Genomic DNA, 23611 nt, shown 5'->3' on the forward strand with positions numbered 1-23611 from the left:
GGGCAAAAAAAAGGCGCAGATCACTTTCGTGACTGCGCCTTTTCCTTCGACTGGATAGGTAACTCTGCTCAGACCCGGTAGCGGCTGACCTCGTCGGTCAACTCACCGGCCAGTGCCTTGAGGCGCTGGGTCGCTTCGCCGGCGCGACGGGTTCCCTGAGCAGTCTGTTCCGAGATTGCCACGATTTCGTGGACATTCTGGTTGATGGTTTCCGACACGCTGGTCTGCTCTTCCGCAGCACTGGCAATCTGGGTGTTCATATCGGTAATCGTGTTCACGGCCTGGGAAATACGCTGCAGCGCTTCGTTCACCTGGCGGGTTTCCTCCACGGTTTCCTCGCTGCGCTGGCTGATGGCGCCGATCAGCGTTACCGCCTGCTGGGCACCTTTCTGCAGCCGCTCGATGGTCGCCTGGATCTCCTGAGTGCTCTTCTGGGTCCTGCTTGCCAGCGTACGTACCTCGTCGGCAACCACGGCAAAGCCACGGCCGGCTTCTCCGGCCCGAGCCGCCTCGATGGCAGCATTCAGGGCCAACAGGTTGGTCTGGTCGGCAATCTCCCGAATAACCTCCAGCACGCTGTCGATCTGGCGGGAGTCGGTGCCCAGTTTTTCAATGACCTGAACCCCCTCTTCCACCTGTTTGGATAGCCCGCCAATCACCTCGATGGCCTGGTACACCAGCCCCTGGGCATCGGTTACCTGAGCGGTAGCGTGGCCAGCCGAATCCGACGCTTCACTGGCATTACCGGCCACTTCCTGGGCTGCGGCGGTCATCTCGTTCATGGCGGTGGCTACCTGATCACTTTCCGATTTCTGGCGCTCAACGCCCTGCTCGGCCTCCACCATGACCTCGTTCAACTCGCCGGTGGTGTCATTCAATGTCTCGGCCGACTGGCGGACCTGGCGGACCAGCCCATGGACCTGATCCGCAAAACTGTTGAACGCCGTGGCCAGCTGCGACAGCTCGTCCCGACCCGAGACCTCCAGCCGACGGGTAAGATCCCCGTCGCCACTGGCAATGCCATTCATCGCCGTCACCGCCGACTTCAACGGACGGATAATGCCCCGAACCACGACAAGGGCAAGGAAGACAATAATGGCCAGGGCGATCAGGGAGGTGGTCACCGAACCAATGATTGCCTCACCCAGGGAATCTCCCACCCGCTGCTCCATGGAAGCAACCTGAGACTCCAGGCCGTCAATCCAGAATCCGGTGCCAATCATCACGCCCCATTTCGGCAGCATTTCGGCATAGCCTAACTTGGGGGCTACGTTACCGGTTTCCGGGTGTTTCCAGCCATAGGGTACATAGCCGCCACCATTGCGCGCAGCCTCGATCAGTTCGCGAATCAGGTAGGTGCCGTTCGGGTCCTGAAAGCCCCAGAGGTTACGGCCTTCCAGGGCGGAATTGACACCATGCATCACCGAAACACCTTCCGTGGTATAAGCGAACAGATAGCCCTCACTGCCGGAGTCGTCAAAACGCAGTTGCCGCAAGATGTCCCAGGCCTGCTGCTGGACCTCAGGATCATTGGCCGAGCCCGGCTGCTCATAAAGATGCTGGATGGACGTTTTTGCCAGCTCCAGATAGTTGCGCAGCTCCTGGCGCTTGCTGGCCTCCATGTCTTCCGAGAAGCTTGCAACCGCCTGCTCTCCGATCGAGCGGGCCTGATTCAGGTTGTAAGTGGTCAGCAATGCAGTCAGAACAATAACCGGCACCAGTGCCAGCAACAGCACCCTCGCCTGGATGGTCAGATTCTTCATGTGGTGTGTTTTCCGTGGTTGGAATGACTGTCGGAGAAGTCCGCTAAAAAAAGATTAGCAATCCTACAGAAAAACACACGACAGATTTATCGAGGAAACCTCGTAGTTTGTAAAACCAGTGCAACCAGGGCGTTATCTTTTGTAACGGTCAGTCCTTGAACTCGGCTTTGTCCAGCCCGTGTTTCTTCATTTTGTCATACAGCGTCTTGCGGGCAATCCCGAGCTGAACCATGGTGTCCTTGATGCTACCGTGGCAGGCGTTCAGAGCACTGACAATAGCCGAGCGTTCAAAGCCATCCATCATTTCCGACAACGTCTGCCGGCTGGCAATGTTCGGTCCGCTGGCGGAATCCCCTTCGGCCAGGGCTGCCGGGCCCAGCAAGACATATCGCTCAGCCAGGTTACGCAGTTCCCGAACGTTGCCGGGCCAGGAATGCTGCATCAGCCGGGCAGCCTGACGTGCGTCCAAAGGCACACTCTCGCGGTCATAGCGAGCGGCAGCAATCAGGACAAAGTGATGGAACAGTTTGGGGATGTCTTCCTTTCGCTCCCGCAACGGCGGAATATCCACTTTCACCACATTCAGTCGGTAATAAAGGTCGGACCGGAATTCTCCCTTGTCACTCAGTTCTTTCAGATCGGATTTGGTGGCGGCGATAATACGTACGTCCACGTCCACGACCTGGTTGCTGCCAAGCCGCTCAACCCGTTGCTCCTCAAGAACCCGGAGCAGTTTTATCTGCAACGGCATGGGCATACTTTCCAGCTCATCCAGGAACAGGGTTCCCCGATGAGCGTGTTCTATCTTGCCAACACGTCGTTTGTCAGCACCTGTGAAGGCACCGGCCTCGTGCCCGAACAGCTCGCTTTCGATCAGATTCTCGGGTACAGCGCCGCAATTGATCGCAACAAAATTGTGGCTGCTGCGTGGACTGTTTTCATGGATATATCTGGCCAGCGCGTCCTTACCGGACCCCGTCTCACCATGAAGGAGCACGTTTGCGGAGATATCCAATACCGGATCAATGGTCGCCATCACCCGTTGCATAGCCGGCGAATCGCCCAGCATCCGGGGGCCGGGGCGGGCAAGGTGTCGGAGCTGAGCTTTCAGCCGCCGGTTCTCAAGCGCCAGATGCCGTTTCTCAAGGGCATGCCGCAGAAGTTCAATCAACTCCTCGTGATCAAACGGTTTCTCGATGAAATCGTAGGCACCCTGCTGCATGGCCGATACCGCCGTGCTGATATCGCCCTGACCAGTCAGCAGAATGACCGGAATATCTTCATCAATCTGCCGGATGCGCTGCAACACATCCAGGCCGTCCATGCCCGGCATGTTGTAATCACACAGGACGATGCCCTCGAAATCCGGATGAACCTCCTGCAAGGCTGACGCACCATCCGCAAAACAGGCCACCGGGATATCCTCCAGCTCCAGGGTCTGTTCCATCAGTGGCCGGATATCCGGGTCGTCATCGACAAAAATGACTGAAGCGGTTGTCATTCCTCTGCCCTACGCTGTTTCAATTTGAGAACGAACTCGGCACCCGGACCATCGTCACGATTGTGGCCGACCAGGTTTCCGCCCAGAGCTTCAACGATCTGACGGGAAATGGAAAGCCCCAGGCCCAACCCCTGTTTGACAGAGCGGGTGGTAAAAAACGGTTCGAACACCTTCTCTGTGTTACCGGGAAGGCCATGCCCATTGTCTCGAACCCGGCAACGCCAGCTCCCCTCTTCCTCATCAATCATGATCTCGATCAACGGCTCGTCACGGCCTTCAACCGCCTGAACCGCGTTCGCCACCAGATTGACCATCACCTGCTCGATCCGGATCAGATCGCCGTGGCACATGACCGGCTGCTCCGGACGATGCCAATCGATGACAATGCCGCTACTGCTGTGCTGGGCACGAATAATCTTGAGGGCTCCATCCACCGCCAATCTGAGATCAACCACCGACGGGGGGCCCTCGGACTTTCTCGCGAACACCTTAAACTGTCGGATGAGCTCCGCCATCTTGTCGCACAGGGCGACAATTTCCCCCAGGTTGGCATCCACCATATCGGTGGCCCCCCGCTCCAGAAACTTCCGACTGTTGCGGGCATAACCCTGGATAGCGGTCAGGGGCTGATTGATCTCGTGGTTCAGACCCGCCGACATTTGCCCGAGCACCGCGAGCTTGGCAGCCTGGATGAGCTCTTGCTGGGTTTCACGCAACTCCGTCTGGGCTCTCTCCCGCTCCTGTATCTCTTCCAGCAGTTGGTCATTGGAACGTTTAAGATCGGCTGTCCGCTGAGCAACGCGACGCTCCAACTGCTCTCCCCTCAAGGCCAGTTCACGTTCCCGCCGGTATCGTTCGCGGAGATACAACCAGGTAAGGAACCCGGCCAGGAACAAGGCCAGCCCGCTGACCAGGAAACCGGCGCGGGTCCAGAGTACTGATCGCGTCTCGGTCAGTACCATCAGGCTCCAGTCCAGCCTGGGCAGGTCCACCTCGACGGTCAGGTACGTGCCGACACTGTTGCTGTCCCGTAACTGAATCCGTGTGGAATAATCCGCCAGCCCCCAAGGCTTGCCAGTGACCGAGAAGTCAACAGGCGCTAAATCCCGCTCGGGGTAACGCTGCCGCACGCGGGCGGTTTTTTCGGCCTTGTCACCTGGCCGAAAGTCCCGATACAACCACTGGCTGCGACTGGACAGAAAACTGATGCCGTCGCCGTCCAGCACCACCATTTGCGCCTGCTGGGTCGATTCTGGCCGGTGCCACTGCGACTCCAGCTCATGGACCAATATCTTGATGGCTACGACCCCGAGCATTTTGCCCCGCTGATCGCGCACCGGATGAGTGAAGTACAGACCACGCTCCAGGGACCGTAAACCCAAGGCGAAATAGGCCACTGAATCTCCGGTTTGCACGGCTTCAGAAAAGTAGGGGCGAAACGCGTAATTATTGCCAACGAAGGTGTCCGGCTGGCCGAAATTGTTGGCCGCAATCGTCAAACCAGACAAATCCATCAGGTAGATATCTGAGCCGCCGACAATGGTGGCCATTCTTTGCATCTGCTCGTTGGCGCGAAGCAGGGTCACGGCATCATTCGGTTGCTTGAGCGCGTCGGCTAACAGGGGGTGTTCGGCGATAAGAGCCGGTACCGGCAGATACCGGTTCAGCTCATTCGCAACCAGTTGTCGGTACCGGAAAGCCTCTTGCAGGGCCTCCTGCTCCAGCTGGCGATAACCGTACCAACCGCCCAGAAGCCAGGACAGCAGCATGATGACAACCAGAATCACAACGACGCTGAAGCGCTGGAGCATGGAATTCAGTTCCGAAACATCAAAGAGGGGCTTCGGCCAAGCCTAGCGCCCCCGGACCGGCAGGACAACCCGCTCAGCGGCAGGTTGTCCTCCGGGTACTGGCCAGATCAGGCTGCGGCCAGAGCCGGCGCACGCTTGCGCTGGATGAGCATGGCGATTACCGCCAGCGCGATACCGGCCAGATCCGTCCACAAACCACCCTCGATGGTCAGCAGGGCTGCGGCCACCAGTAACAACCGTACCAGAACCGGGGCGGACGACCGTGCGAACCAGCCCAGCACACCGGCAGACAGCAGGTACACGCCAAAGGTAGCGGTAATCAGCGCCCGTCCGATTTCGAACCACCCTCCTTCCATCAACAGCGCACTGTTGTAGAAGAACATGAAGGGCACGATGAACGCCGCAATGCCGATACGGAACGACGCCACCGATGTCGACATGGCGTTGGCACCGGAAATACCCGCCGCCGCATAGGACGCCAGTGCCACAGGCGGCGTGATGGCCGAGACCACGGCAAAGTAGAATACAAAGAAGTGCGCCGTCAGCGGCTCAATCCCCAACTGCACCAGGCCCGGAGCCACGACCGAAGCTGCAACGGCATAAGCTGCGGTGGTCGGCATGCCCATGCCCAGCAGAATGGAAATAAACATGGCAAACACCAGAGCCAGCAGATGACTGTGGGCCGCCACATCCAGCAACAGCACTGAGAACCGAGCGCCAACGCCGGTGAGTGAGATCACACCCACAATGACACCGGCGGCCGCACAGACCACGATGATCTGAATCGACATATAGGCCGCTATCTCAAACGCATGCAGAATCTGCCGCAGGCCCATCTTGTTGGGGGAAATCCAGCTGACCACCGCCGCGGAAATCGTGGCCAGAGTACCGGCACGAATCACCGAGTAGCCCTGGAACAACGCCACGATCAGAATGATGATGGGCACAAACAGGTATACCTGGCGCAGCATCAGGCGCAAATTGGGCAGCTCGTCTTCGCGCATGCCGCGCATCCCCAGCTTCTTGGCCTCGAAATCGACCATGAAGTAGACCGAGGCAAAGTACAGAATCGCCGGAATAATCGCCGCAATGGCAATTTCGGTATAGGGAATACCGGTAATCTCCGCCATGATGAAGGCGCCCGCACCCATGATCGGCGGCATGATCTGCCCGCCCGTAGACGCTGCTGCTTCAACCGCGCCGGCGGATTCCTTGCTGTAGCCAACCCGCTTCATCAAGGGGATGGTCAGGGAACCGGTGGATACCACGTTCCCGGCACTGGTGCCGTTAATCATACCCATCAGGCCAGAGGCGAAAATGGAGACTTTGGCGGGACCACCCCGGGACCGGCCAGCCGCCGCAAAAGCGAAATTCACAAAGTAGTCACCTACCTTCGACGCCTGCAAAAACGCGGCAAAGATAATGAACAGGATAATGTAGGTCGAAGACACCGCCGTGGTCGGCCCGAGAATACCCGCATCGGTATAGACCTGGCTGAAGAAGCGCTGCACCGACAGCCCGGGATACCCCAGAAAGCCCGGAAGGTAGGGGCCGGCGAAGACGTAGGCCAGAAAGACCAGTGCAATCACCACCAGAGCCATACCGGCTACCCGGCGGGTAAGCTCCATAATCAGCGCGGTACCGGCCACAGCGGCAAAAGAAATACCCACGGGGGCGAACGCGGTGCCGGTGGTCATCCGCATGGAGGTGTTGAACACCACCAGCAGGTAGGCAGCAGCCGCCACAGAGCAGATGATGAGAACCAGATCCGGCACGCTGAACCGGGCACGATCGCGCTGGTGGAACCAGCTCATGACAATACCCACACCGGAAGCCGCCAGCAGCGGCCAGCCAAAATGCCAGGTTTCCAGTTCCGCGGGAATCCGCAGGGTGCCACCCAGAATCATCTGGTGAAAGGCATAAGTCTGGTACAGCGCATAGAGCGCGGGAATCAGCGCGACTGCTGCAAACCAGGTGGTCCAGCGATGCCGCGCAGCACCTTCTTCACCGGAAACGAAGCGGGCACCGGCAAACAGGATAAAGCCCAACACCAGGGCACCGGCCACGTGCACAATACGGAACGACCAGGTTTCCATGGGCGACACGTTCAGGGTGTAGAGGTGAAACGCCGAATAGGCAATCGCCAGCAACACGACGAACTTCAGCAAAATACCGGTGTACAGGCGGCGGTTCGCCTCCACCGGCTCTTCGTCCACATTGTGGGCCAATACATGGTCTTCATTGACCGTCAGGTTTTCTGCCAGCTGGATTTCACCGCTGGCATGGGATTGTTCTTTGGTCATGATAAGTCCTGCCTGTCTGAGAGGCGGTGAATCGGTATCGACCGGATGCCGAAGGGTCGTCAGGCGACCCTTCGGCCAGGTTCATTACTGCTTGATGGCAGCGTCTTCGATGGGATAGCCGTTCTCGTTGAACCAGCGTGCTGCACCCGGATGCCAGGGCAGTACCTTGTTCTTGGTGTAGTTCTCGGGGACGGAGTGGCGCGCTGCCTTATGGATCGACACCATCTTGTCGTTATTCTCCATGGTCAGCTTGGTGATTTCATACACAAAGCTTTCCGGCATATCGCAGTTCACCATGGCGAAGTTCCACATGGAGACCACACGGGACGGGGCATCCAGGGACTGGTAGGTGCTGGCCGGAATCACGAATTCAGACACCGGGAAGTTATCGACGATCTTCTTGGCTTCGTCGTCGTTCATGCCAATCACGTTAACGTCGGTCTGGACTTCCAGCTGGCTGACCGCCGGAATAGGAATACCGGCAGCGAAGGCCACCACATCAATCAGACCGTCCTGAAGCTGGCCACCGAGGTCTGACCAGCTACCGTTACGGCGCTCGAACTTGACGCCCAGCGTTTCCATCATGCGCGGGAAGTAGGTATCTGAGGTGGAACCGGCCGGTCCGAAACCAATGGTGGCGCCGTCCGGAATCTCGGAGATGCTGGTAATACCGGAGCTGGACAGCGTGGCAATGGAGAACGGGGTTTCATACATCGGGAACATGGCACAGACGTTGTCCATCTTCATGCCCGGTGCCAGCGGGCTCTGCCCGTCGACGGACTCGCGGGCGGGACCCATGGTAGTCAGGCCAAACTTCAGGTCTCCGGTGTGGACCAGCGCCATGTTCTGAACCGGGCCGCCGGTGATTTCAGCGCCACCAGACACCCCCAGATTCTCCGCCACAAAGTTCGCCCAGCCGGAGCCATAGGCAAAGTAGGTGCCGCCCTGGCTTGCCGTGCCAACGGTAAAGCTCTCAGGCCAGCCGGCACGATCCTGGGCAATCACAGGGCCAGCAACAACGGAGGAGGCGATCGCAGCCGCCAGAATGGTTTGAAGTTTCATAAGAAATGCTCCCGATTCATCTTGTTGGTTGGGTGCTGATGAGACCTGCCCGGCCTCGCTGGGGGAGCATTCAGCAAGGGCCGGGCCAGTTCGGGAAACTACTTATAAAACAGATTTCTAAGCCGGATTGGCCGGAAGGACATGCAATTAATGGGTGGATTTCCACCCAGAGAAGAATCGCCTATGGGTGGAAACCCACCCCTATGGGGAGCGCCTGAACGCTTACCAACGACCCTGCAAAGTCGCCACAATTTTACGACCACCGGCATGATTCCGGTGTTCGCAAAGGTAGATGCCCTGCCAGGTACCGAGAGCCAGATGGCCATGGCTGATGGGGATGGTCAGCGACGGCCCGATAATCACGCTTTTGATGTGGGAGGTGGTGTCATCCGGGCCTTCCAGGGTGTGCTCGTAATAGTCGGCGTGTTCCGGCACCATCACATTGAAGTGACGCTCCAGATCGCCACGCACGTCCGGGTCGGCGTTTTCATTGATGGCAAGAGAAGCGGAGGTGTGCTGTATGAACAGGTTCAGCAACCCCACTTCGCAGTTAGTCAGTTCCGGCGCCTGGGCCAGGATTTCGTTGGTCACCAGGTTAAATCCCCTGGGCAGCGGGGCCAGCTCAATAGTGTTCTGGTGCCAGATCATACGTGCTCCAACAGTCGGTTATTTCTGAAGTTCATCCCAGGGGTGTACCGGCACCACCGCTTCTTCCGACATCTCGCTCTCGAAGGAACTGCGGAAGTAATCCATGGCCTTCTCGGCCTCACCCAACTCATCAAACCGCGCCACGTGGTAGATGGCCTCACCTTCGTTCACCAAGGGCAGGTTGTTCACACAGATGACGATCCCGGAACAGGGTGAAGTAATAGCCACTTCAGTCTCGCCAAAGGGGTCGGCTACCATGGCCAGCCGCTGCCCCTTGCGGACCTTCTGGCCCAGCCTGGCCACCGGCCGCATGATGCCGTCGATGTCTGCCCGCACCCACTGCGAATTGGCCGCCGTTTCCGAACGCTTTTTCGGCGCCTTGGGGCCTTTCTTGGCCGGCACCATTTCCAGTTCCCGCATTACCCGGATAATGCCCTTCACGCCGCTGGCAATGACGACATCGTCAAAGCGCAGGGCTTCGCCGCCTTCAAATGTAATAACCGGAATATCCAGTGAATCGGCGTAGGCACGCAGGCTACCTTCGCGCAAACCGGCATTGATGATAATCGGTGCACCGAAAGCCTCAGCCATTCGAGAGGTTTCGGGATTTTTCAGTTCCGCACGGATCTGCGGCAGATTGAACCGGTGAATGGCGCCGGTATGCAGATCGATAATGTGGGTGACGCTTTCCATGATCTGGGTGCGCAACAGATAGGCAATACGCCCACCCAGAGAACCACTCTCTGAGCCCGGGAAACACCGATTCAAATCCCGCCGGTCCGGCAGGTAGCGCGTACGCTGCACGAACCCGAAGATATTGACAATCGGGACCGCCACCAGGGTGCCCCTCAGGTGCCGCAGCGCGGAGTTCTTCAATACACGGCGGACGATTTCAACACCGTTGATCTCATCGCCATGGATGGCGCCACAGACCATCAATACCGGGCCATCCCGGCGGCCGTGTACCACTTCCACCGGAATATGCAGCGGGGTATGGGTGTAGAGTTTTGCCACCGGGACTTCCACGGTCTCCCGGGTACCGGCTTTCACCTCTACGCCGGCAATCTCAAATGGAGCTCTGGCCATGCCTTCTTATCCCCTGCCCCGGGTTTTGGTTTTCCAGGGTTTATAGTTCTTTTCGGTCCAGTTGATGATCATGCCCGCCACGTTCTTTCCGGTGGCATTTTCAATACCCTCCAGGCCAGGCGAGGAATTTACTTCCATCACCAACGGACCTCGGCTGGAACGCAGCAGGTCCACGCCGGCGACGTTCAGGCCCATGGCTTTGGCGGCAGTAATGGCAGTTCGGCGCTCTTCCGGAGTAATTCTCACCAGCGAGGCGGTGCCACCGCGGTGCAGATTGGAGCGGAATTCGCCTTCGGCGCCCTGGCGCTTCATGGCGGCAATGACTTTGTCGCCAATCACGAAACAGCGGATGTCGGCACCGCCCGCCTCTTTGATGAACTCTTGCACCAGAATGTCGGCTTTCAGGCCCATAAAGGCTTCAATAACACTTTCTGCCGCCTTACGGGTTTCCGCCAGCACCACGCCGATGCCCTGGGTACCCTGCAACAGCTTGATCACCACTGGCGCGCCACCCACCATCTTCAGCAACTCCGGCACGTTGTCCGGTTTATTGGCAAAGCCGGTCACTGGCATACCTACACCCTTACGGGCCAGCAGCTGCAAAGAGCGCAGCTTGTCCCGGGAACGGGTGATGGCGACCGATTCATTCACCGGAAACACGCCCATCATCTCAAACTGCCTGAGCACCGCAGTGCCGTAAAACGTGACCGAGGCACCAATGCGGGGGATAACAACATCGAAATCCTCCAGCACTTCTTCGTGGTAGTGGATTTTCGGGTCAGCAGAGGTGATGTTCATGGAGCAGTGCAGGCAGTCGATGACCTTCACTTCGTGGCCACGGTTAATGCCTTCCTCCACCAGACGCCGGGTCGAATACAGGTGACGGTTTCGGGACAGTACCGCAATTTTCATAGTCAGGTCCTTGGTGCCGGCTCACCGGCAAGATAAGAAGCTTCGGGGTAAATCGTTGAGCGTCCCGCCATGGCGGTGCGCCCAAGTAACATCCGGAACCGCATGGAGTCCCGGTTGGTCAGTGTCATTTCAATGGGCCAGCTCTGGTCGCCCAGGACCAGCGTGGTTTCAATCACCAGGCGTTGTTCCTTGTGGCCACCGGAATCCGATACCGTGCGCTCGTCCAGCACCCGGGCATCGCATTCCACCACATGGTGCAGATCGTTCTGAACCGGGTGCACCCAGAACTTCACACGACGTTCGCCGTTTTCGGTATAGGGCTCGGTTCGGAACGTGTGCAGACAGGATGTCCTGGCGCCAGTATCCACCTTGGCCTTGATACGCTGGATATCAAGATCCGGCAGCGCCACCCATTCCCGCCACCCCAGACTAACCTTGTTCTCCGCGGCTTTCGGGGGAGTGGTTTTGATGGCTTCAGGTTTTATTGTCGACATCCGGTAATTCCTTTTCTTGCTGTTGTTCCGACCCGACCAGCTGTATGCGGAAAGGTTCGGAATGACTGCCGGCGTAGACACTGGTGTGGGGAAACGGTATTTCAATACCGGCCCCGTCCAGTGCCTTCTTGATGGCGACCATCATGCCGCCTTTACCTTCCAGGAAATCCTCCCGTGCCACCCAGAAGGAAAACTGGAGATCCACAGACGAAGGCCCGAAACCGGTCACCAGCACAAATGGCCGGGGCTCTTCCAGGCAATGCGGATTGGTCTCCGCCAGCCCGAGCAACAGATCCCGCACCCGCTCCACATCTTCAGCGTAGGCGATACCGATCACCAAATCGATCCGCCGGATCGGAAACCGGGACCGGTTCACCACCCGGGTTTTGATCAGGGTTTCATTGGGGATACGCACATACAGGTTGTCCGGTGTTCTCAGCTTTACACTGAGCAGATCAATCGCCACCACCTCACCAATGGTGGCATCCGCTTCGATGACATCGCCTATCTCAAACGGGCGCTCCATCACCAGAAACAGGCCACTGATGATGTTGGAGGCCGATGTCTGCGAAGCAAAGCCAATGGCTACCGTAAGAATACCGGCCGCCCCCAGCACCACTTCCAGTGAAAACCCGGCTTCCCGCAGTGCTGCGATAGCAAACAGCACGAAAATCACATAGAACACCAGGCGCCGGATGAGCACCTGGTGGTGCCGTGAAGTGCGGCTTTCGACCAGCCGCCCGACGCTCCGGGCCAGCATGGTACCCAGGAAGATACCCAGCACCAGCAAAAAGCCCGCCGCCAGCCACTGCCCCCAGGCAATGCCACTGATCAATTGAATAAACGTAGCCTCAATAGCCTCAATCAACAGAGTTGCTCCTGATTCTGTCAGCCAAACATCCGGTCAAATGCCCGCACCAGGCGGCGCCCTTTGGCCAGTTTTTCCCTGGCCGGCGCCACCAGCTGGCATTGACCGGCACAGGCGGACACCGACTGCTCAATATGCAGGCTGGCAGAATTCATATCGGTTTCACACTCTACCGTGACACCCGGCGTCCACAGCTGTCCACGTTCGTTACGATAAAGGGCCAGCAATGGCGTGGGCAGGCTGAACCGTTCCAGCAGGAGTGCCTGCTCACGGCGATTGATAATGGTCACCGGGGTGACCGCGCGCCAGGGCCGTTTCGGCACTGCTTCCAGCGCCAACCGGCCAAAGGTGGAGGAAGCGTAGCAAAGCTCGCCCTCCATGGTGTTACGGCCAAGCCAGGTCATGGATGGCACGGCCAGCGGGATCTCGGTCAGCTCCGTTTGCCCATCGCCCACACACACTTTCATCCACAAGGATGTTCCCACGTAAAGCAAACAGCGCCCACCGGCGGGAATGGTTAAAGGCTGGAACGGACGTATGACCGTGGGCAGGCCGCCCATAGCCGGGTTGAAGCGGACGATACCGTTATCATCCATACGCACAAAACGCTGCACCGGGATATCGGCGGATGGCAAGGTATGGCCCAGGATTTCCTGCCAGTGGAGCGGGTCGGAATGAATATCCAGCTTTTGCTCTCGAACCTGCCACTCCAGATCCAGCAGGGTAATCCACACCCGGGTATGCCCGAGCTGATGCTGTTGCGTCTGGCCGGAAGCCAGTTGATAGGGGTGTGCCCAGACACCTTCGCGCTGGCTTTCGGTTTGCTCGGTCATGCCTGCGAAACGGCTCCTTGTTGTCAGCGTGATTCGGTGGCGGCTGGTTTTAACTATAATCCAATCCGGTAGTCGCAGCGAATATACAAGCCTATGATTTTTTGGGTTGTATTTACCCTTATATGCACCCGTCAACGACCTGGATGACCCGATGACACAACTGGTGTGGTTCCGTAATGACCTTCGGCTTGCCGACAACCCTGCCCTGACGGCCGCGTGCCAGTCAGGAGAACCGGTGCGCGCGTGTTTTGTAGTCACCGCTCAGCAATGGCAGGAACACGATTGGTCTGCCGCCCGGGTACGCTTTGTTCTTGAACACGCCAACGCCCTGGCCCGGGAACTGGCTGAGCTTGGCGTTCCACTAACGTTCCTGAACGCCGAGCGTTTTTCGGATGGCAGTGATGCACTGCTGCAGTTCTGCAAGAACAGTGACATTGCCGACGTCCATTTCAACGAGGAGTACGGCATTAACGAACGCCGCAGGGATAAAGCACTGCGCGATCGCCTGGTGGATTTCGGCATCCGGGTGAGCAAGTACCGGGATCAGACCGTCGCCCCGGTCGGCCAGATTCTGACCCAGCAGAACGAACCCTATTCGGTGTTTACGCCCTTCTCCCGTCGTTGGCGCAGTTGGATAGAGGAAACACGGCCCACTCTGCACCCCAGGCCCGCCGCGATCGGCAACGCGGTCAAACCCGAACAGACCGACACCCTGCCTGCGCCGTTCAGAGAGGCACCGAAGCCCCTGGTACCAACGGGAGAGGATGCCGCTCACGAGCAGCTGGAGGCGTTTCTGGCGGAGCGCGCCAAGGACTACAAAGATAACCGGGACTTCCCGGCGCTGGATGGCACCAGCCAGCTCTCCCCCTACCTGGCCAATGGCGTGCTCTCCGGGCGCCAGTGCCTGATTGCGGCAAAGCAATCAGGCCTTTCCGGGGAAGGCGTGGAAACCTGGATCAATGAAATCGCCTGGCGGGATTTCTACATCCATATCCTTTATCACTACCCGCGGGTGAGTATGGGGCGTGCGTTCAAGGAGGAAACCGAGGCTCTGGCCTGGAATACGCCGGGCGAGCATTTCGAAGCCTGGAAGGAAGGCCGCACGGGTATCCCTATTGTGGATGCAGCCATGCGCCAGTTGAAAGCCACCGGCTGGATGCACAATCGCCTGCGGATGATCACTGCCATGTTCCTCACCAAGAACCTGTTTATCGACTGGCGGCTTGGTGAAGCCTGGTTTATGCAGAATCTGGTGGATGGCTTTCTGGCGTCTAACAACGGTGGCTGGCAGTGGAGTGCCTCAACGGGTACCGATGCTGCGCCCTACTTTCGGGTGTTCAATCCGGTGACCCAAAGTGAGCGGTTTGATCCGAAGGGGGAGTTTATTCGGAACTGGGTGCCCGAGTTGGCAAAGCTGGACAACAAGCGGATTCATGATCCTTCCAAGGGCGGTGTTATCCCGAAAGGCTACCCCAGACCCATTGTGGACCTGAAAGAGTCCCGCAAAGAAGCCATCGCCAGGTTTCAGGCGCTGAAGGATTGAGACTTTGGAGTCTCGTTGCCGGTCAGGGTTGGGGGAGGTCTTTCCAAAACACGCCGTAAATACATCCATGTAGGCTCCGTTCCGCCATCCATGGCTCCACAGGGTTTTGGAAAGACCTCCCCCAACCCTGACCTATCCTGGAGTTAACTTGCGCAGACTGGGCACTCGGGATCTCTTGCCAGCTTCATCTCTCGCCATTCCATCTGCCAGGCATCCAGAATCAGCAGACGGCCTACCAATGGTTTACCAACCTCTGAGATGACCTTTACAGCTTCCATCGCCTGAGCCGAGCCGATCATACCGACGAGCGGAGCGATGACGCCGGCTTCCGAGCAGGTCAGGTCTTCGTTGCCCTGTTCAGGATACAGGCAATGGTAACAAGGACTTTCTGGGTGGCGGGGATCGTAAACAGAAAGCTGGCCTTCACCTCTTATTGCAGCCCCCGAAACCAGGGGCACTTTCGAAGAAACCGAAGCCCGGTTCAGGGCGAACCGGGTATTGAAGTTGTCCGTGCAGTCCAGCACCAGTGTGGATTCGCTCACCAACTGACTCAGATCATCACCATCCACCCGGCGATTGACTGCGTTAACGATAATCTCCGGATTGATCGCCCTCACCCGCTCGGCCAGACGCTCGGCTTTTGAATTGCCCAGCCAGCTTTGCTCAAAGGCTATCTGGCGCTGCAGATTTGCCAGCTCGATCTGGTCATCGTCAACCAGAGTCAGGTGGCCAACACCTGCGGCGCCCAGGTAGAGAGCCACAGGACAACCCAGGCCGCCAGCGCCGATAACCAGTACATGGGCGTCTTTGAGTTTTTCCTGGCCGGCGATGTCGAACCGGGGCATCAGGATTTGCCGGCTGTAGCGGAGGAGTTCTTCGTCGCTGAGCATAGTTGTTCTCGCTATTGGTCACTGGCCGGTTTTCGGGCCAGGGTCATGCGATCATTGCCGCCGTAATCTTTGCGGGTTTCCATGTTGCGCCATCCGGCTTTGGCAAACAAATCCCGTACGTCGCTGCCCTGGTCGTAGCCGTGCTCCAGCAGCATCCAGCCATTGGGATTGAGCCAGTTCAGTCCTTCGGTCACCAGCAGACGAATATCGTCCAGACCGTCGTCTCCGGCCACAAGGGCAGATTCAGGCTCGAAGCGCACATCGCCTTCCCTTAAATGACGGTCGCTGGCCGGTATATACGGTGGATTGGAAATCAGAAGGTCGAAAGTACCGGCGGGAATCTGGTCGAACCAGTGGCTCTTGACCACGGTAACAGGCAATCCCAGACGCTGGCTGTTTTCCCGGGCCAGGTCGACCGCGTCTTGCACGCGGTCACTGGCCATAATCTGCCAGCCAGGCTGTTCACTGGCCAGCGCCAGCGCGATAGCACCGGTGCCGGTGCCGAGGTCCAGCACGTTTGCGCTGGCAGGTAATTCCAGCGACAACGCCGCCTCTACCACGCACTCCGTATCTGGCCGGGGGATCAGGGTGGACGGACTGACTTTGAGAGGGAGAGACCAGAACTCCTGCTCCCCCAGCAGATAGGCAACGGGTTGGCCGCTGGCACGCTCGCCCACCAACGCGAAAAACCGCTCTGCCTGGTCCACCGGCACGTCCCGCTCCGGCCACGCCCGGAAACTGGTGCGGGTCAGGCCGGTGATATGGCTTAACAGGAGTTCGGCATCCAGCCTGGGAGACTCACCGCCAATCCGGCCTGCCGCTTCCCTCAGCAAGGCCTCACAGGTAAGCGAACATTCACTGTTGCTCATTGGCCATATCTGCCAGCAGTTCGGCCTGGTGTTCCTGCTGCAAGGGAACCACCACGGCATCCAGATCTCCGGCAATGACTTCGTCGAGCTTGTACAGAGTAAGGTTGATACGATGATCCGTTACCCGGCCCTGGGGGAAGTTGTAGGTGCGGATACGTTCGGAACGATCACCGCTGCCCACCAGGCTCTTGCGGGTTTCCGCCACGCTCTTCTGCTGCTTTTCCAGCTCGGCATTCTGAAGGCGGGAGGCCAGCAGGCTCAGGGCCTTGGCACGGTTCTTGTGCTGGGAACGCTCTTCCTGGCACTCCACCACAATGCCCGTGGGCAGGTGGGTGATACGGATGGCCGAGTCAGTTTTGTTCACGTGCTGACCACCGGCACCGGAGGAGCGGAAGGTATCCACCCGCAGGTCGGCCTTGTTGATCTCAACGGCTTCGGCTTCGTCGGCCTCCGGCATCACGGCAACCGTGCAGGCCGAGGTGTGGATACGGCCCTGGGATTCGGTTTCCGGCACTCTCTGCACCCGGTGCGCACCGGATTCAAATTTCAGGGTGCCATAAACGCCATCGCCAGAGAGGCGGGCGATGATTTCCTTGAAACCGCCGTGCTCCCCTTCATTTTCGCTGAGCACCTCGACCTGCCACCGGCGTTTCTCGGCATAGCGGGAATACATGCGAAACAGGTCGCCGGCAAAGATAGCGGCTTCATCGCCCCCGGTGCCGGCACGGATTTCCAGAAACACATTCTTGGTGTCATTGGGGTCTTTGGGCAGCATTAAACGCTGCAATTCTTCGTCCAGCTCTTCACTGCGAGCCCGGGCACTGGCCAGCTCCTCTTCGGCCATTTCCCGCATGTCTGCATCGCCGTCTTTGGCCAGCTCCGTGGCCGCATCGATGTCCTCCAGAGACTGTCGCCAAGCCTGAAAACACTTGACCACCGGTTCAATCTCGGCGAATTCGCGGGACAGGTCCCGGAATTTATCCTGATTGGCAATCACCGATGCATCACTCAGCAACGCATTCACCTCCTCGAACCGTTCAACAAGCTGTTCGAGGCGGGACTGGATGGATGGTTTCATAGTTTTTCCGTGGTGGTGGGCTCGTCAGCTTCCAGTGCGTCCAGTTGGTAAAGCTCCCTCAGGCATTCGGTCACTTCGGTACGGCCTTCGGCCATCGCCTTGCGTACCTGAACCGAGGGTTGGTGCAGAAGTTTGTTGGTCAGGCCCCGCGCCAGTGAGCGCAGAGCCGTCTCAGGATCGGTGCCGTTGCGCAGGGCGCGCAGGGCTTTCTCGGTTTCCGCATCACGCAGCAATTCTGCACGCTGACGGAACACCTTGAGGGTGGAAACCGCATCCAGGGCACGCAGCTGATCCAGAAAATCCTGAACGCCACTGCTGATCAGGTTTTCCGCCTCCCGGGCCGCGCCTTCCCGGGAGCGAATATTCTCTTCAATCACCTGGCGCAGGTCGTCTACAGTATAGAGGTAGACATCGGCCAGCGAGGCCACTTCCGGTTCAATATCCCGGGGCACGGCGATATCGACCATGAAATAGGGCCGGTGCTTGCGCTTCTTCAACGCCCTTTCCACCGCTCCTTTGCCCAGAATGGGCAAGGGGCTGGCGGTGGAGGAAATCACGATATCCACGTCGGAAAGATGATCCGGAATTTCCGACAGCAGAATGCCTTTACCACCGTGGGCTTCTGCCAGCGCCTGGGCCTTCTCCAGCGTACGGTTGGCCACCAGGAAACTGCGCACACCGGCTTCTGCCAGGTGTCGGGCGACCAGTTCAATGGTTTTCCCGGCACCAATCAGCAGCGCCTTGTTGCGGGACATGTCCGCAAAAATGTGGTGCGCCATGCTAACCGAGGCATAGGCAACCGACACCGGGTTTTCACCAATGGCCGTCTGGGTGCGTACCCGCTTGGCTACTGAAAAGGTCTGCTCGAACAACCGGGATAGGAAGGAGCCAGTGGCGCTGTGTTCCCGCGCCAGGGCATAGGCATCTTTGAGCTGGCCCAGAATCTGCGGTTCGCCCAACACCATGGAATCCAGGCCAGCGGCCACCCGCATCATATGGCGCACCGCATCGGAATCCCGATGCACATAGAGCACGTTTTCAAGGTCGGCCACATCCAGCTCGTGGAACCCGGCCAGCCAGCGCAACACCGAGGGGGCACAGTCGTCATCGCCGGCCAGATAGAGTTCCGTCCGGTTGCAGGTGGACAGGATAGCCGCCTCGCTGGCACCGGAGGCAGCACGGAGTTCTGAAAAGGCCTCGGCCATTCGCTCCGGCGTGAACGCCACACGCTCGCGGATCTCCACGGGTGCGGTGCGATGGTTGATTCCCAGCGTTACTAGTGCCATTTGGAGTACAGAAAACCCTGCCCTGATTATGGATAATCACTCGCCATTCTACCGGGGCAACTGCTCAGTCGCCACCCGAAAACCCGTCGCCTTCGGCAAGTGCGGACAGGTTGGGCAAGTTCAGACGCTTATGCCATTATAGGGCCTTGGCCGTGGCCGCAACCCGATCTGCCTCAATTACCGGGCAGAAAACGGTTTTCACTGACCTATCGCCGATAGCACACAGGAAGTTGCATGCAAAAATCCGCACCGTATCTGGTTACCTGCCTGTTGGGACTTACTCTCGTCACACTTCCGGGCTGCGCCGTATTTTCCGGTACCCCGGAACCCGCCGATGAGGTAACCGGGACCGATACCCCAGCAGCTACCCCGCCTGCCACGCCCATCAACTATGCCGAATTCGAACCGGAAGTGCTTTACCAGCTTCTGTCGGCTGAAGTGGCCGGCCAGCGTGGCCGTTACGATGTCACCCTGGTCAATTACCTCCAGGCTGCGAAAACCTCACGGGACACCGGCGTGATTGAGCGGGCCATGCGGATCGCCCAGTCTCTGAATGCAGACAATGCCCAGCAACAACTGGCTACACTCTGGCTGGACGTGGACCCCGACAATCTGGAAGCACATCGGATATCGGCCATTCAGGCGGTCAAGCGCCAGAAACTGGAAAACGCCCTGTTCCATATGGAGCAGATCATGGACCAGGGAGAAGACGCGGATTTTGACAGCCTCGCTGCCATGGCCGCGGGACTGCCGCCCGCGCAGCAACAGGAGCTGTTGACGCTTTACAGTCAACTGGCAGTCAAGCACCCGGATAACCCGGAACTCCAGTACAGCATTGCCCTGCTGCAAAAAATTACCGGCACCCCGACCGTCGCCCTCCGGCAGATTAACCAGTTGCTTGAGCAGGCGCCGAACTTCCAGCCCGCCATCATCCTCAAGGGCGATCTGCTCTACCAGACCGGGCAGAAACGTGAGGCTCTGAATTACCTGACGACCAATACCCGGCGCTTCCCGGTCAACCGCCAGATGGGCACCCTCTATGGCCGCATGCTGATTAACGAGGGAGAGCTGCAGGCGGCCCAGGACGAATTTGAACGGCTGGTAAAACGCTATCCGGACACCCCGGGGCTGAGACTCTCACACGCCCTGGTAGCCCTGGAAAACCAGCAACCCGCACTGGCCCGGGAGGAACTGACCCGCCTGATCGAGCAGGGCCACCACGAAGATGAAGCCAGCTACTATCTGGGACGCATTGAGGAAGATGCCGGCAATACCGACCAGGCGATCGAGTATTACCAGAGCGTGCAACGGGGAAACTATTTCTTCCCGTCGCTGGCCCGTGCCAGCGAACTGCAGGCCCAGGCCGGCGAACTGGACCAGGCCATTGCCCACATCCAGAACCTGCGTGAGCGAGCCCCTGATCACGCCGAGAAATTCTGGCTGCTGGAGGTGAATCTGCTGATCGATCAGGAGCGGAATGAGCAAGCCCTTGCCGCAGCCGATGCTGCACTGGAAAGCTACCCGAACAACGTTGAACTTCGCTATGCGCGGGCCATGCTACAGGACACCATGGGAGAACCGGCTGGCGCAGAGCAGGATTTGAAAACCATCCTCGAACTGCAACCGGACAATGCCGTTGCCCTGAACGCCCTGGGCTACATTCTGACGGTACGTACTGATCGCCTGGATGAAGCCCGCGGTTATATTGAGAAAGCCATCGCGCTGGACCCGGAAAACCCGGCCATTCTCGACAGCATGGGATGGATACTGTTCCGCCAGGGCGAAACGAATCAGGCCCTCGACTTTCTGGCCCGCGCCTGGGAAGCCTACCCGGACCCGGAAGTAGCGGCACACTATGGCGAAGTCCTGTGGGTAACCGGCAATGAAGAACAGGCACGTATCATCTGGGAAGAAGGGCTGGATCAGAACCCAGACCATGAAATTCTTCGGGAAACCATCGACCGGCTGACCAGTGATGGGGCTGACCAATGATCCGAAGATTACTTGGCATGGCATTGCTAACCGCTGCCATGACCGGCTGCACCACCATCCAGCTGGAACCTTTGCCCGAGGGCATGACCAACCAGCCGCCCGCCGACTGGGCCGAGCGCAGCAACCACCTGAGCCGCTTTGACCAATGGCAACTGAGAGGAAAGCTGGCGGTAAAACAACCCTCAGACAGCGGCACTGCCATTATCAATGGCTGGCGCCAGCAGGGTGAACGCTACGACCTCTCGCTGTCATCCTCATTCCTGGGCATGGGCACAACACGACTCACGGGCGTTCCGGGCTTCATAGAATTGACTCTGGCCAATGGTGAGACCTACCAGTCCTCAGACCCGGAAACCCTGGTGGCCGCCGCTACAGGGTGGAACCTGCCCATCGACAACCTCGCTTGGTGGGTTCGAGGATTGCCGGCGCCGGAGGGTGATTTCCGCCTGCTGTTCGACGAACAGCACCAACTGGCCATCTTGCGGCAGGATGGCTGGGAAATTCGCTATGACCGCTGGCAGCCATTCATTGACAGCCTGCCCGCGCTTCCTGCCCGGATCACAGCCCTGAACGGCGACAAACGGGTACGCGTGGTCATCAGCGAATGGCAACAAGAGGACTGAGTATTGTTAACCTGGATTACCCTGCCCTCACCCGCCAAACTCAACCTGTTCCTGCATATCGTTGGCCGGCGCCTGGACGGATACCACGAGCTCCAGACCCTGTTCCAGTTTCTGGACTATGGCGACGAACTCACGTTCACACTGACTCCGGAGCAGCCCGGCATACGACTGGCAGAACCCGTACCAGGTGTTCCGGACAGTGACAACCTGGTGATCAGGGCAGCCAAAGCCCTGGCCGCAACCACCGAGAACACGCTCCCCGGCGTTACCATTCACATCCACAAGCGCTTGCCCATGGGCGGCGGCCTGGGTGGCGGCAGCTCCAACGCCGCAACCACCCTGCTTGCAATGAACCGCCTCTGGGGACTGAATCTGGGCGAAGACCAGCTTGCAGAAATCGGCCTGCGCCTGGGCGCCGATGTGCCAGTATTTGTGCGTGGCCATGCAGCCTTTGGCGAGGGTGTCGGCGAAAAACTGACCCCCACAAACCCGCCGGAAGACTGGTTTGTGGTGCTCAAACCCGAGTGCAACATCAGCACCGGAAAGATTTTTTCAGCCGAAGGGTTGACAAGGGACACACCAAAAATCAAAATACGCCCCGCTTTTGAGGGAGACGCCTCGAGGTACCGAAACGACTGTGAGGATGTAGTTCGAAAACTGTATCCTGAGGTTAACCAGAGCCTGGAGTGGCTTTCACAATTCGGACCTGCAAGATTAACCGGAACCGGGGCTTGCATTTTTGGACGTTTCCCGACAGAATCCGCAGCCCGGATTATCTGGGAAAGCAAACCCTCCGGCATCACGGGGTTCGTAGCTAAAGGGGTGAACCAGTCACCTCTGCACAAAAAGCTGACAGAGCTGAAATGATGCCAAAAAAGCACGATGATATTGGGGTGTCGCCAAGTGGTAAGGCAACGGGTTTTGATCCCGTCATGCGCAGGTTCGAATCCTGCCACCCCAGCCACCTTTCTCCCGCTTCTTCTGAATCAAACGCCGATACTGAGAAGGATGCTGTCGTGTCCAAATTGATGATTTTCGCTGGCAATGCCAACCCCGAACTTGCGCGTGATATTGCCAGAAAACTCCATATTCCCATGGGCCAGGCCACTGTAGGCCGCTTCAGCGATGGCGAGACCACCGTTGAAATCAATGAGAATGTTCGTGGTCACGACGTTTTCATTATCCAGCCCACCTGCTACCCCACCAACGACAACCTGATGGAACTGATCGTGATGGCTGACGCCCTGCGTCGTGCATCCGCCACACGAATCACCGCCGTTATTCCTTACTACGGCTATGCCCGTCAGGATCGTCGCGTTCGCTCTACCCGGGTAGCCATCAGCGCCAAAGTGGTCGCCGACATGATCTCCAGCATTGGCGTGGATCGTGTGCTGACCGTAGACCTGCACGCCGACCAGATTCAGGGCTTCTTCGATATCCCGGTGGACAACATCTACGCCACCCCCGTACTGCTTGAAGACATTGAAAAACAGCGGTTCGAGAACTTTGTCGTCGTATCTCCGGACGTAGGCGGCGTTGTCCGCGCCCGCGCTGTTGCCAAGCGCCTGGATGATGCAGACCTGGCCATTATCGACAAGCGTCGCCCCAAGGCCAACGTTTCCCAGGTAATGCACATCATCGGTGACGTCCGCGACAAGACCTGCATCCTGGTGGATGACATCGTCGACACCGCCGGCACACTGTGCAAAGCAGCCAACGCGCTCAAAGAGCACGGCGCCTCCCGCGTGGTTGCCTACATTACTCACCCGGTACTTTCCGGCCCGGCCATCGAGAACATCAACAACTCGGAGCTGGACGAACTGGTGGTGTGCGACACCATCCCGCTGGGTGACAAAGCCAAAAATTGTGATAGAATCCGCCCCCTCAGCATGGCTGGGCTGCTCGCCGAATCCATTCGCCGCGTGAGCAACGAAGAGTCCATCAGTGCCATGTTCGAGAACGTCTGAACAGCCTTATCGCTGTAACCCTCAGACTTAAAGGCAGTTTCCGGGTCGGGAGTCCAACAGGGCTCCCGACTCTTTTAGTCGA

At 58.5% G+C, this 23611-nt stretch carries 20 protein-coding genes and 1 tRNA gene; 6 read left to right on the forward strand and 15 right to left on the reverse strand.

Features of this window, described 5'->3' with window-relative positions; translation table 11 throughout:
- Nucleotides 1-68: 68 nt before the first annotated feature.
- The 11 genes from Q674_RS30680 to Q674_RS30730 all read right to left on the reverse strand — a co-directional run bounded on the left by Q674_RS30680 (nt 69) and on the right by Q674_RS30730 (nt 13281).
- Entirely contained in the window at nt 69-1763 is a 1695-nt protein-coding gene (locus tag Q674_RS30680; protein WP_023008865.1) for a methyl-accepting chemotaxis protein, read from the reverse strand.
- A gap of 148 nt (nt 1764-1911) precedes the next feature.
- A complete protein-coding gene (locus Q674_RS30685) occupies nt 1912-3264 on the reverse strand; it encodes a sigma-54-dependent transcriptional regulator (RefSeq protein ID WP_011785810.1) in 1353 nt (450 codons plus the stop codon).
- The gene (locus tag Q674_RS30690) at nt 3261-5075 is read right to left on the reverse strand and encodes a sensor histidine kinase (RefSeq protein ID WP_023008866.1); all 1815 of its coding nucleotides are present in this window, start codon (nt 5073-5075) and stop codon (nt 3261-3263) included. The genes Q674_RS30685 and Q674_RS30690 overlap by 4 nt, the downstream gene beginning before the upstream one ends.
- A 107-nt stretch (nt 5076-5182) precedes the next feature.
- On the reverse strand, nt 5183-7378 hold the full coding sequence (locus Q674_RS30695) for a TRAP transporter permease (RefSeq protein ID WP_023008867.1): 2196 nt from the start codon (nt 7376-7378) through the stop codon (nt 5183-5185).
- Between the two features lie 84 nt (nt 7379-7462).
- Complete coding sequence (locus Q674_RS30700; protein WP_011785813.1) at nt 7463-8440, reverse strand: TAXI family TRAP transporter solute-binding subunit; 978 nt, start codon at nt 8438-8440, stop codon at nt 7463-7465.
- Nucleotides 8441-8662: 222 nt separating this feature from the next.
- Nucleotides 8663-9088 carry a secondary thiamine-phosphate synthase enzyme YjbQ gene (locus Q674_RS30705; protein WP_014420709.1) on the reverse strand — a complete coding sequence of 142 codons (426 nt, stop codon included), beginning with the start codon at nt 9086-9088 and terminating at the stop codon, nt 8663-8665.
- Nucleotides 9089-9106: 18 nt separating this feature from the next.
- Nucleotides 9107-10174, reverse strand: a complete 1068-nt coding sequence (locus Q674_RS30710) for a succinylglutamate desuccinylase/aspartoacylase family protein (RefSeq protein WP_011785815.1) — start codon at nt 10172-10174, stop codon at nt 9107-9109.
- 6 nt (nt 10175-10180) lie between these two features.
- Nucleotides 10181-11086: a 30S ribosomal protein S6--L-glutamate ligase gene (rimK, locus tag Q674_RS30715; RefSeq protein WP_011785816.1), complete on the reverse strand. Its 906-nt coding sequence runs from the start codon at nt 11084-11086 to the stop codon at nt 10181-10183.
- Nucleotides 11087-11088: 2 nt separating this feature from the next.
- Nucleotides 11089-11580, reverse strand: coding sequence for an ATP-dependent zinc protease (locus tag Q674_RS30720; protein ID WP_011785817.1), 492 nt, complete (start codon nt 11578-11580; stop codon nt 11089-11091).
- Nucleotides 11561-12448 carry a mechanosensitive ion channel family protein gene (locus Q674_RS30725; RefSeq protein ID WP_023008868.1) on the reverse strand — a complete coding sequence of 296 codons (888 nt, stop codon included), beginning with the start codon at nt 12446-12448 and terminating at the stop codon, nt 11561-11563. Before Q674_RS30725 ends, Q674_RS30720 begins: the two co-directional genes overlap by 20 nt.
- A gap of 20 nt (nt 12449-12468) precedes the next feature.
- The gene (locus Q674_RS30730; protein ID WP_023008869.1) at nt 12469-13281 is read right to left on the reverse strand and encodes a hypothetical protein; all 813 of its coding nucleotides are present in this window, start codon (nt 13279-13281) and stop codon (nt 12469-12471) included.
- A gap of 151 nt (nt 13282-13432) precedes the next feature.
- Between Q674_RS30730 and phrB the strand changes: the two genes are divergently transcribed.
- The gene (gene phrB / locus Q674_RS30735) at nt 13433-14824 is read left to right on the forward strand and encodes a deoxyribodipyrimidine photo-lyase (RefSeq protein ID WP_023008870.1); all 1392 of its coding nucleotides are present in this window, start codon (nt 13433-13435) and stop codon (nt 14822-14824) included.
- A gap of 143 nt (nt 14825-14967) precedes the next feature.
- On the opposite strand, the gene Q674_RS30740 is transcribed toward phrB, so the two are convergent.
- From Q674_RS30740 to hemA, 4 genes are read right to left on the reverse strand one after another with little or no spacing between them, the layout of a single operon-like run.
- Nucleotides 14968-15714, reverse strand: coding sequence for a HesA/MoeB/ThiF family protein (locus tag Q674_RS30740; RefSeq protein WP_022991932.1), 747 nt, complete (start codon nt 15712-15714; stop codon nt 14968-14970).
- 11 nt (nt 15715-15725) lie between these two features.
- Nucleotides 15726-16583 (reverse strand): peptide chain release factor N(5)-glutamine methyltransferase, encoded by an 858-nt coding sequence (prmC, locus tag Q674_RS30745; protein ID WP_022991933.1) that lies wholly within the window; start codon nt 16581-16583, stop codon nt 15726-15728.
- Nucleotides 16570-17661, reverse strand: a complete 1092-nt coding sequence (gene prfA / locus Q674_RS30750) for a peptide chain release factor 1 (protein WP_014420703.1) — start codon at nt 17659-17661, stop codon at nt 16570-16572. The genes prmC and prfA overlap by 14 nt, the downstream gene beginning before the upstream one ends.
- Nucleotides 17658-18947, reverse strand: a complete 1290-nt coding sequence (gene hemA, locus Q674_RS30755) for a glutamyl-tRNA reductase (RefSeq protein WP_014420702.1) — start codon at nt 18945-18947, stop codon at nt 17658-17660. Before hemA ends, prfA begins: the two co-directional genes overlap by 4 nt.
- Before the next feature lie 234 nt (nt 18948-19181).
- Here hemA and Q674_RS30760 point away from each other — a divergent pair, with 234 nt between their 5' ends.
- The 5 genes from Q674_RS30760 (at nt 19182) to Q674_RS30780 (ending at nt 23529) form a co-directional block, all read left to right on the forward strand.
- Nucleotides 19182-20939 carry a tetratricopeptide repeat protein gene (locus Q674_RS30760; protein ID WP_023008871.1) on the forward strand — a complete coding sequence of 586 codons (1758 nt, stop codon included), beginning with the start codon at nt 19182-19184 and terminating at the stop codon, nt 20937-20939.
- Complete coding sequence (lolB, locus tag Q674_RS30765) at nt 20936-21562, forward strand: lipoprotein insertase outer membrane protein LolB (protein WP_022991936.1); 627 nt, start codon at nt 20936-20938, stop codon at nt 21560-21562. Before Q674_RS30760 ends, lolB begins: the two co-directional genes overlap by 4 nt.
- 3 nt (nt 21563-21565) lie before the next feature.
- The gene (ispE, locus tag Q674_RS30770) at nt 21566-22429 is read left to right on the forward strand and encodes a 4-(cytidine 5'-diphospho)-2-C-methyl-D-erythritol kinase (RefSeq protein ID WP_023008872.1); all 864 of its coding nucleotides are present in this window, start codon (nt 21566-21568) and stop codon (nt 22427-22429) included.
- 22 nt (nt 22430-22451) lie between these two features.
- Nucleotides 22452-22526: transfer RNA gene (locus Q674_RS30775), tRNA-Gln, on the forward strand.
- A 52-nt stretch (nt 22527-22578) separates the two neighbouring features.
- Nucleotides 22579-23529, forward strand: a complete 951-nt coding sequence (locus tag Q674_RS30780) for a ribose-phosphate diphosphokinase (protein WP_011785828.1) — start codon at nt 22579-22581, stop codon at nt 23527-23529.
- The last annotated feature ends 82 nt before the right edge of the window (nt 23530-23611 follow it).

This window comes from Marinobacter sp. EVN1 (genome assembly GCF_000475375.1).
Classification (GTDB): domain Bacteria; phylum Pseudomonadota; class Gammaproteobacteria; order Pseudomonadales; family Oleiphilaceae; genus Marinobacter; species Marinobacter nauticus.

Bases quoted from the DNA above. Each gene is read 5' to 3' on its own strand.
- rimK (WP_011785816.1), bottom strand. From the start codon at position 11,086: ATGAAAATTGCGGTACTGTCCCGAAACCGTCACCTGTATTCGACCCGG.
- Q674_RS30705 (WP_014420709.1), bottom strand. From the start codon at position 9,088: ATGATCTGGCACCAGAACACTATTGAGCTGGCCCCGCTGCCCAGGGGA.
- phrB (WP_023008870.1), top strand. From the start codon at position 13,433: ATGACACAACTGGTGTGGTTCCGTAATGACCTTCGGCTTGCCGACAAC.
- Q674_RS30740 (WP_022991932.1), bottom strand. From the start codon at position 15,714: ATGCTCAGCGACGAAGAACTCCTCCGCTACAGCCGGCAAATCCTGATG.
- prmC (WP_022991933.1), bottom strand. From the start codon at position 16,583: ATGAGCAACAGTGAATGTTCGCTTACCTGTGAGGCCTTGCTGAGGGAA.
- Q674_RS30690 (WP_023008866.1), bottom strand. From the start codon at position 5,075: ATGCTCCAGCGCTTCAGCGTCGTTGTGATTCTGGTTGTCATCATGCTG.
- prfA (WP_014420703.1), bottom strand. From the start codon at position 17,661: ATGAAACCATCCATCCAGTCCCGCCTCGAACAGCTTGTTGAACGGTTC.
- Q674_RS30680 (WP_023008865.1), bottom strand. From the start codon at position 1,763: ATGAAGAATCTGACCATCCAGGCGAGGGTGCTGTTGCTGGCACTGGTG.
- hemA (WP_014420702.1), bottom strand. From the start codon at position 18,947: ATGGCACTAGTAACGCTGGGAATCAACCATCGCACCGCACCCGTGGAG.
- Q674_RS30700 (WP_011785813.1), bottom strand. From the start codon at position 8,440: ATGAAACTTCAAACCATTCTGGCGGCTGCGATCGCCTCCTCCGTTGTT.
- Q674_RS30685 (WP_011785810.1), bottom strand. From the start codon at position 3,264: ATGACAACCGCTTCAGTCATTTTTGTCGATGACGACCCGGATATCCGG.
- Q674_RS30695 (WP_023008867.1), bottom strand. From the start codon at position 7,378: ATGACCAAAGAACAATCCCATGCCAGCGGTGAAATCCAGCTGGCAGAA.
- Q674_RS30730 (WP_023008869.1), bottom strand. From the start codon at position 13,281: ATGACCGAGCAAACCGAAAGCCAGCGCGAAGGTGTCTGGGCACACCCC.
- Q674_RS30720 (WP_011785817.1), bottom strand. From the start codon at position 11,580: ATGTCGACAATAAAACCTGAAGCCATCAAAACCACTCCCCCGAAAGCC.
- Q674_RS30710 (WP_011785815.1), bottom strand. From the start codon at position 10,174: ATGGCCAGAGCTCCATTTGAGATTGCCGGCGTAGAGGTGAAAGCCGGT.
- lolB (WP_022991936.1), top strand. From the start codon at position 20,936: ATGATCCGAAGATTACTTGGCATGGCATTGCTAACCGCTGCCATGACC.
- Q674_RS30760 (WP_023008871.1), top strand. From the start codon at position 19,182: ATGCAAAAATCCGCACCGTATCTGGTTACCTGCCTGTTGGGACTTACT.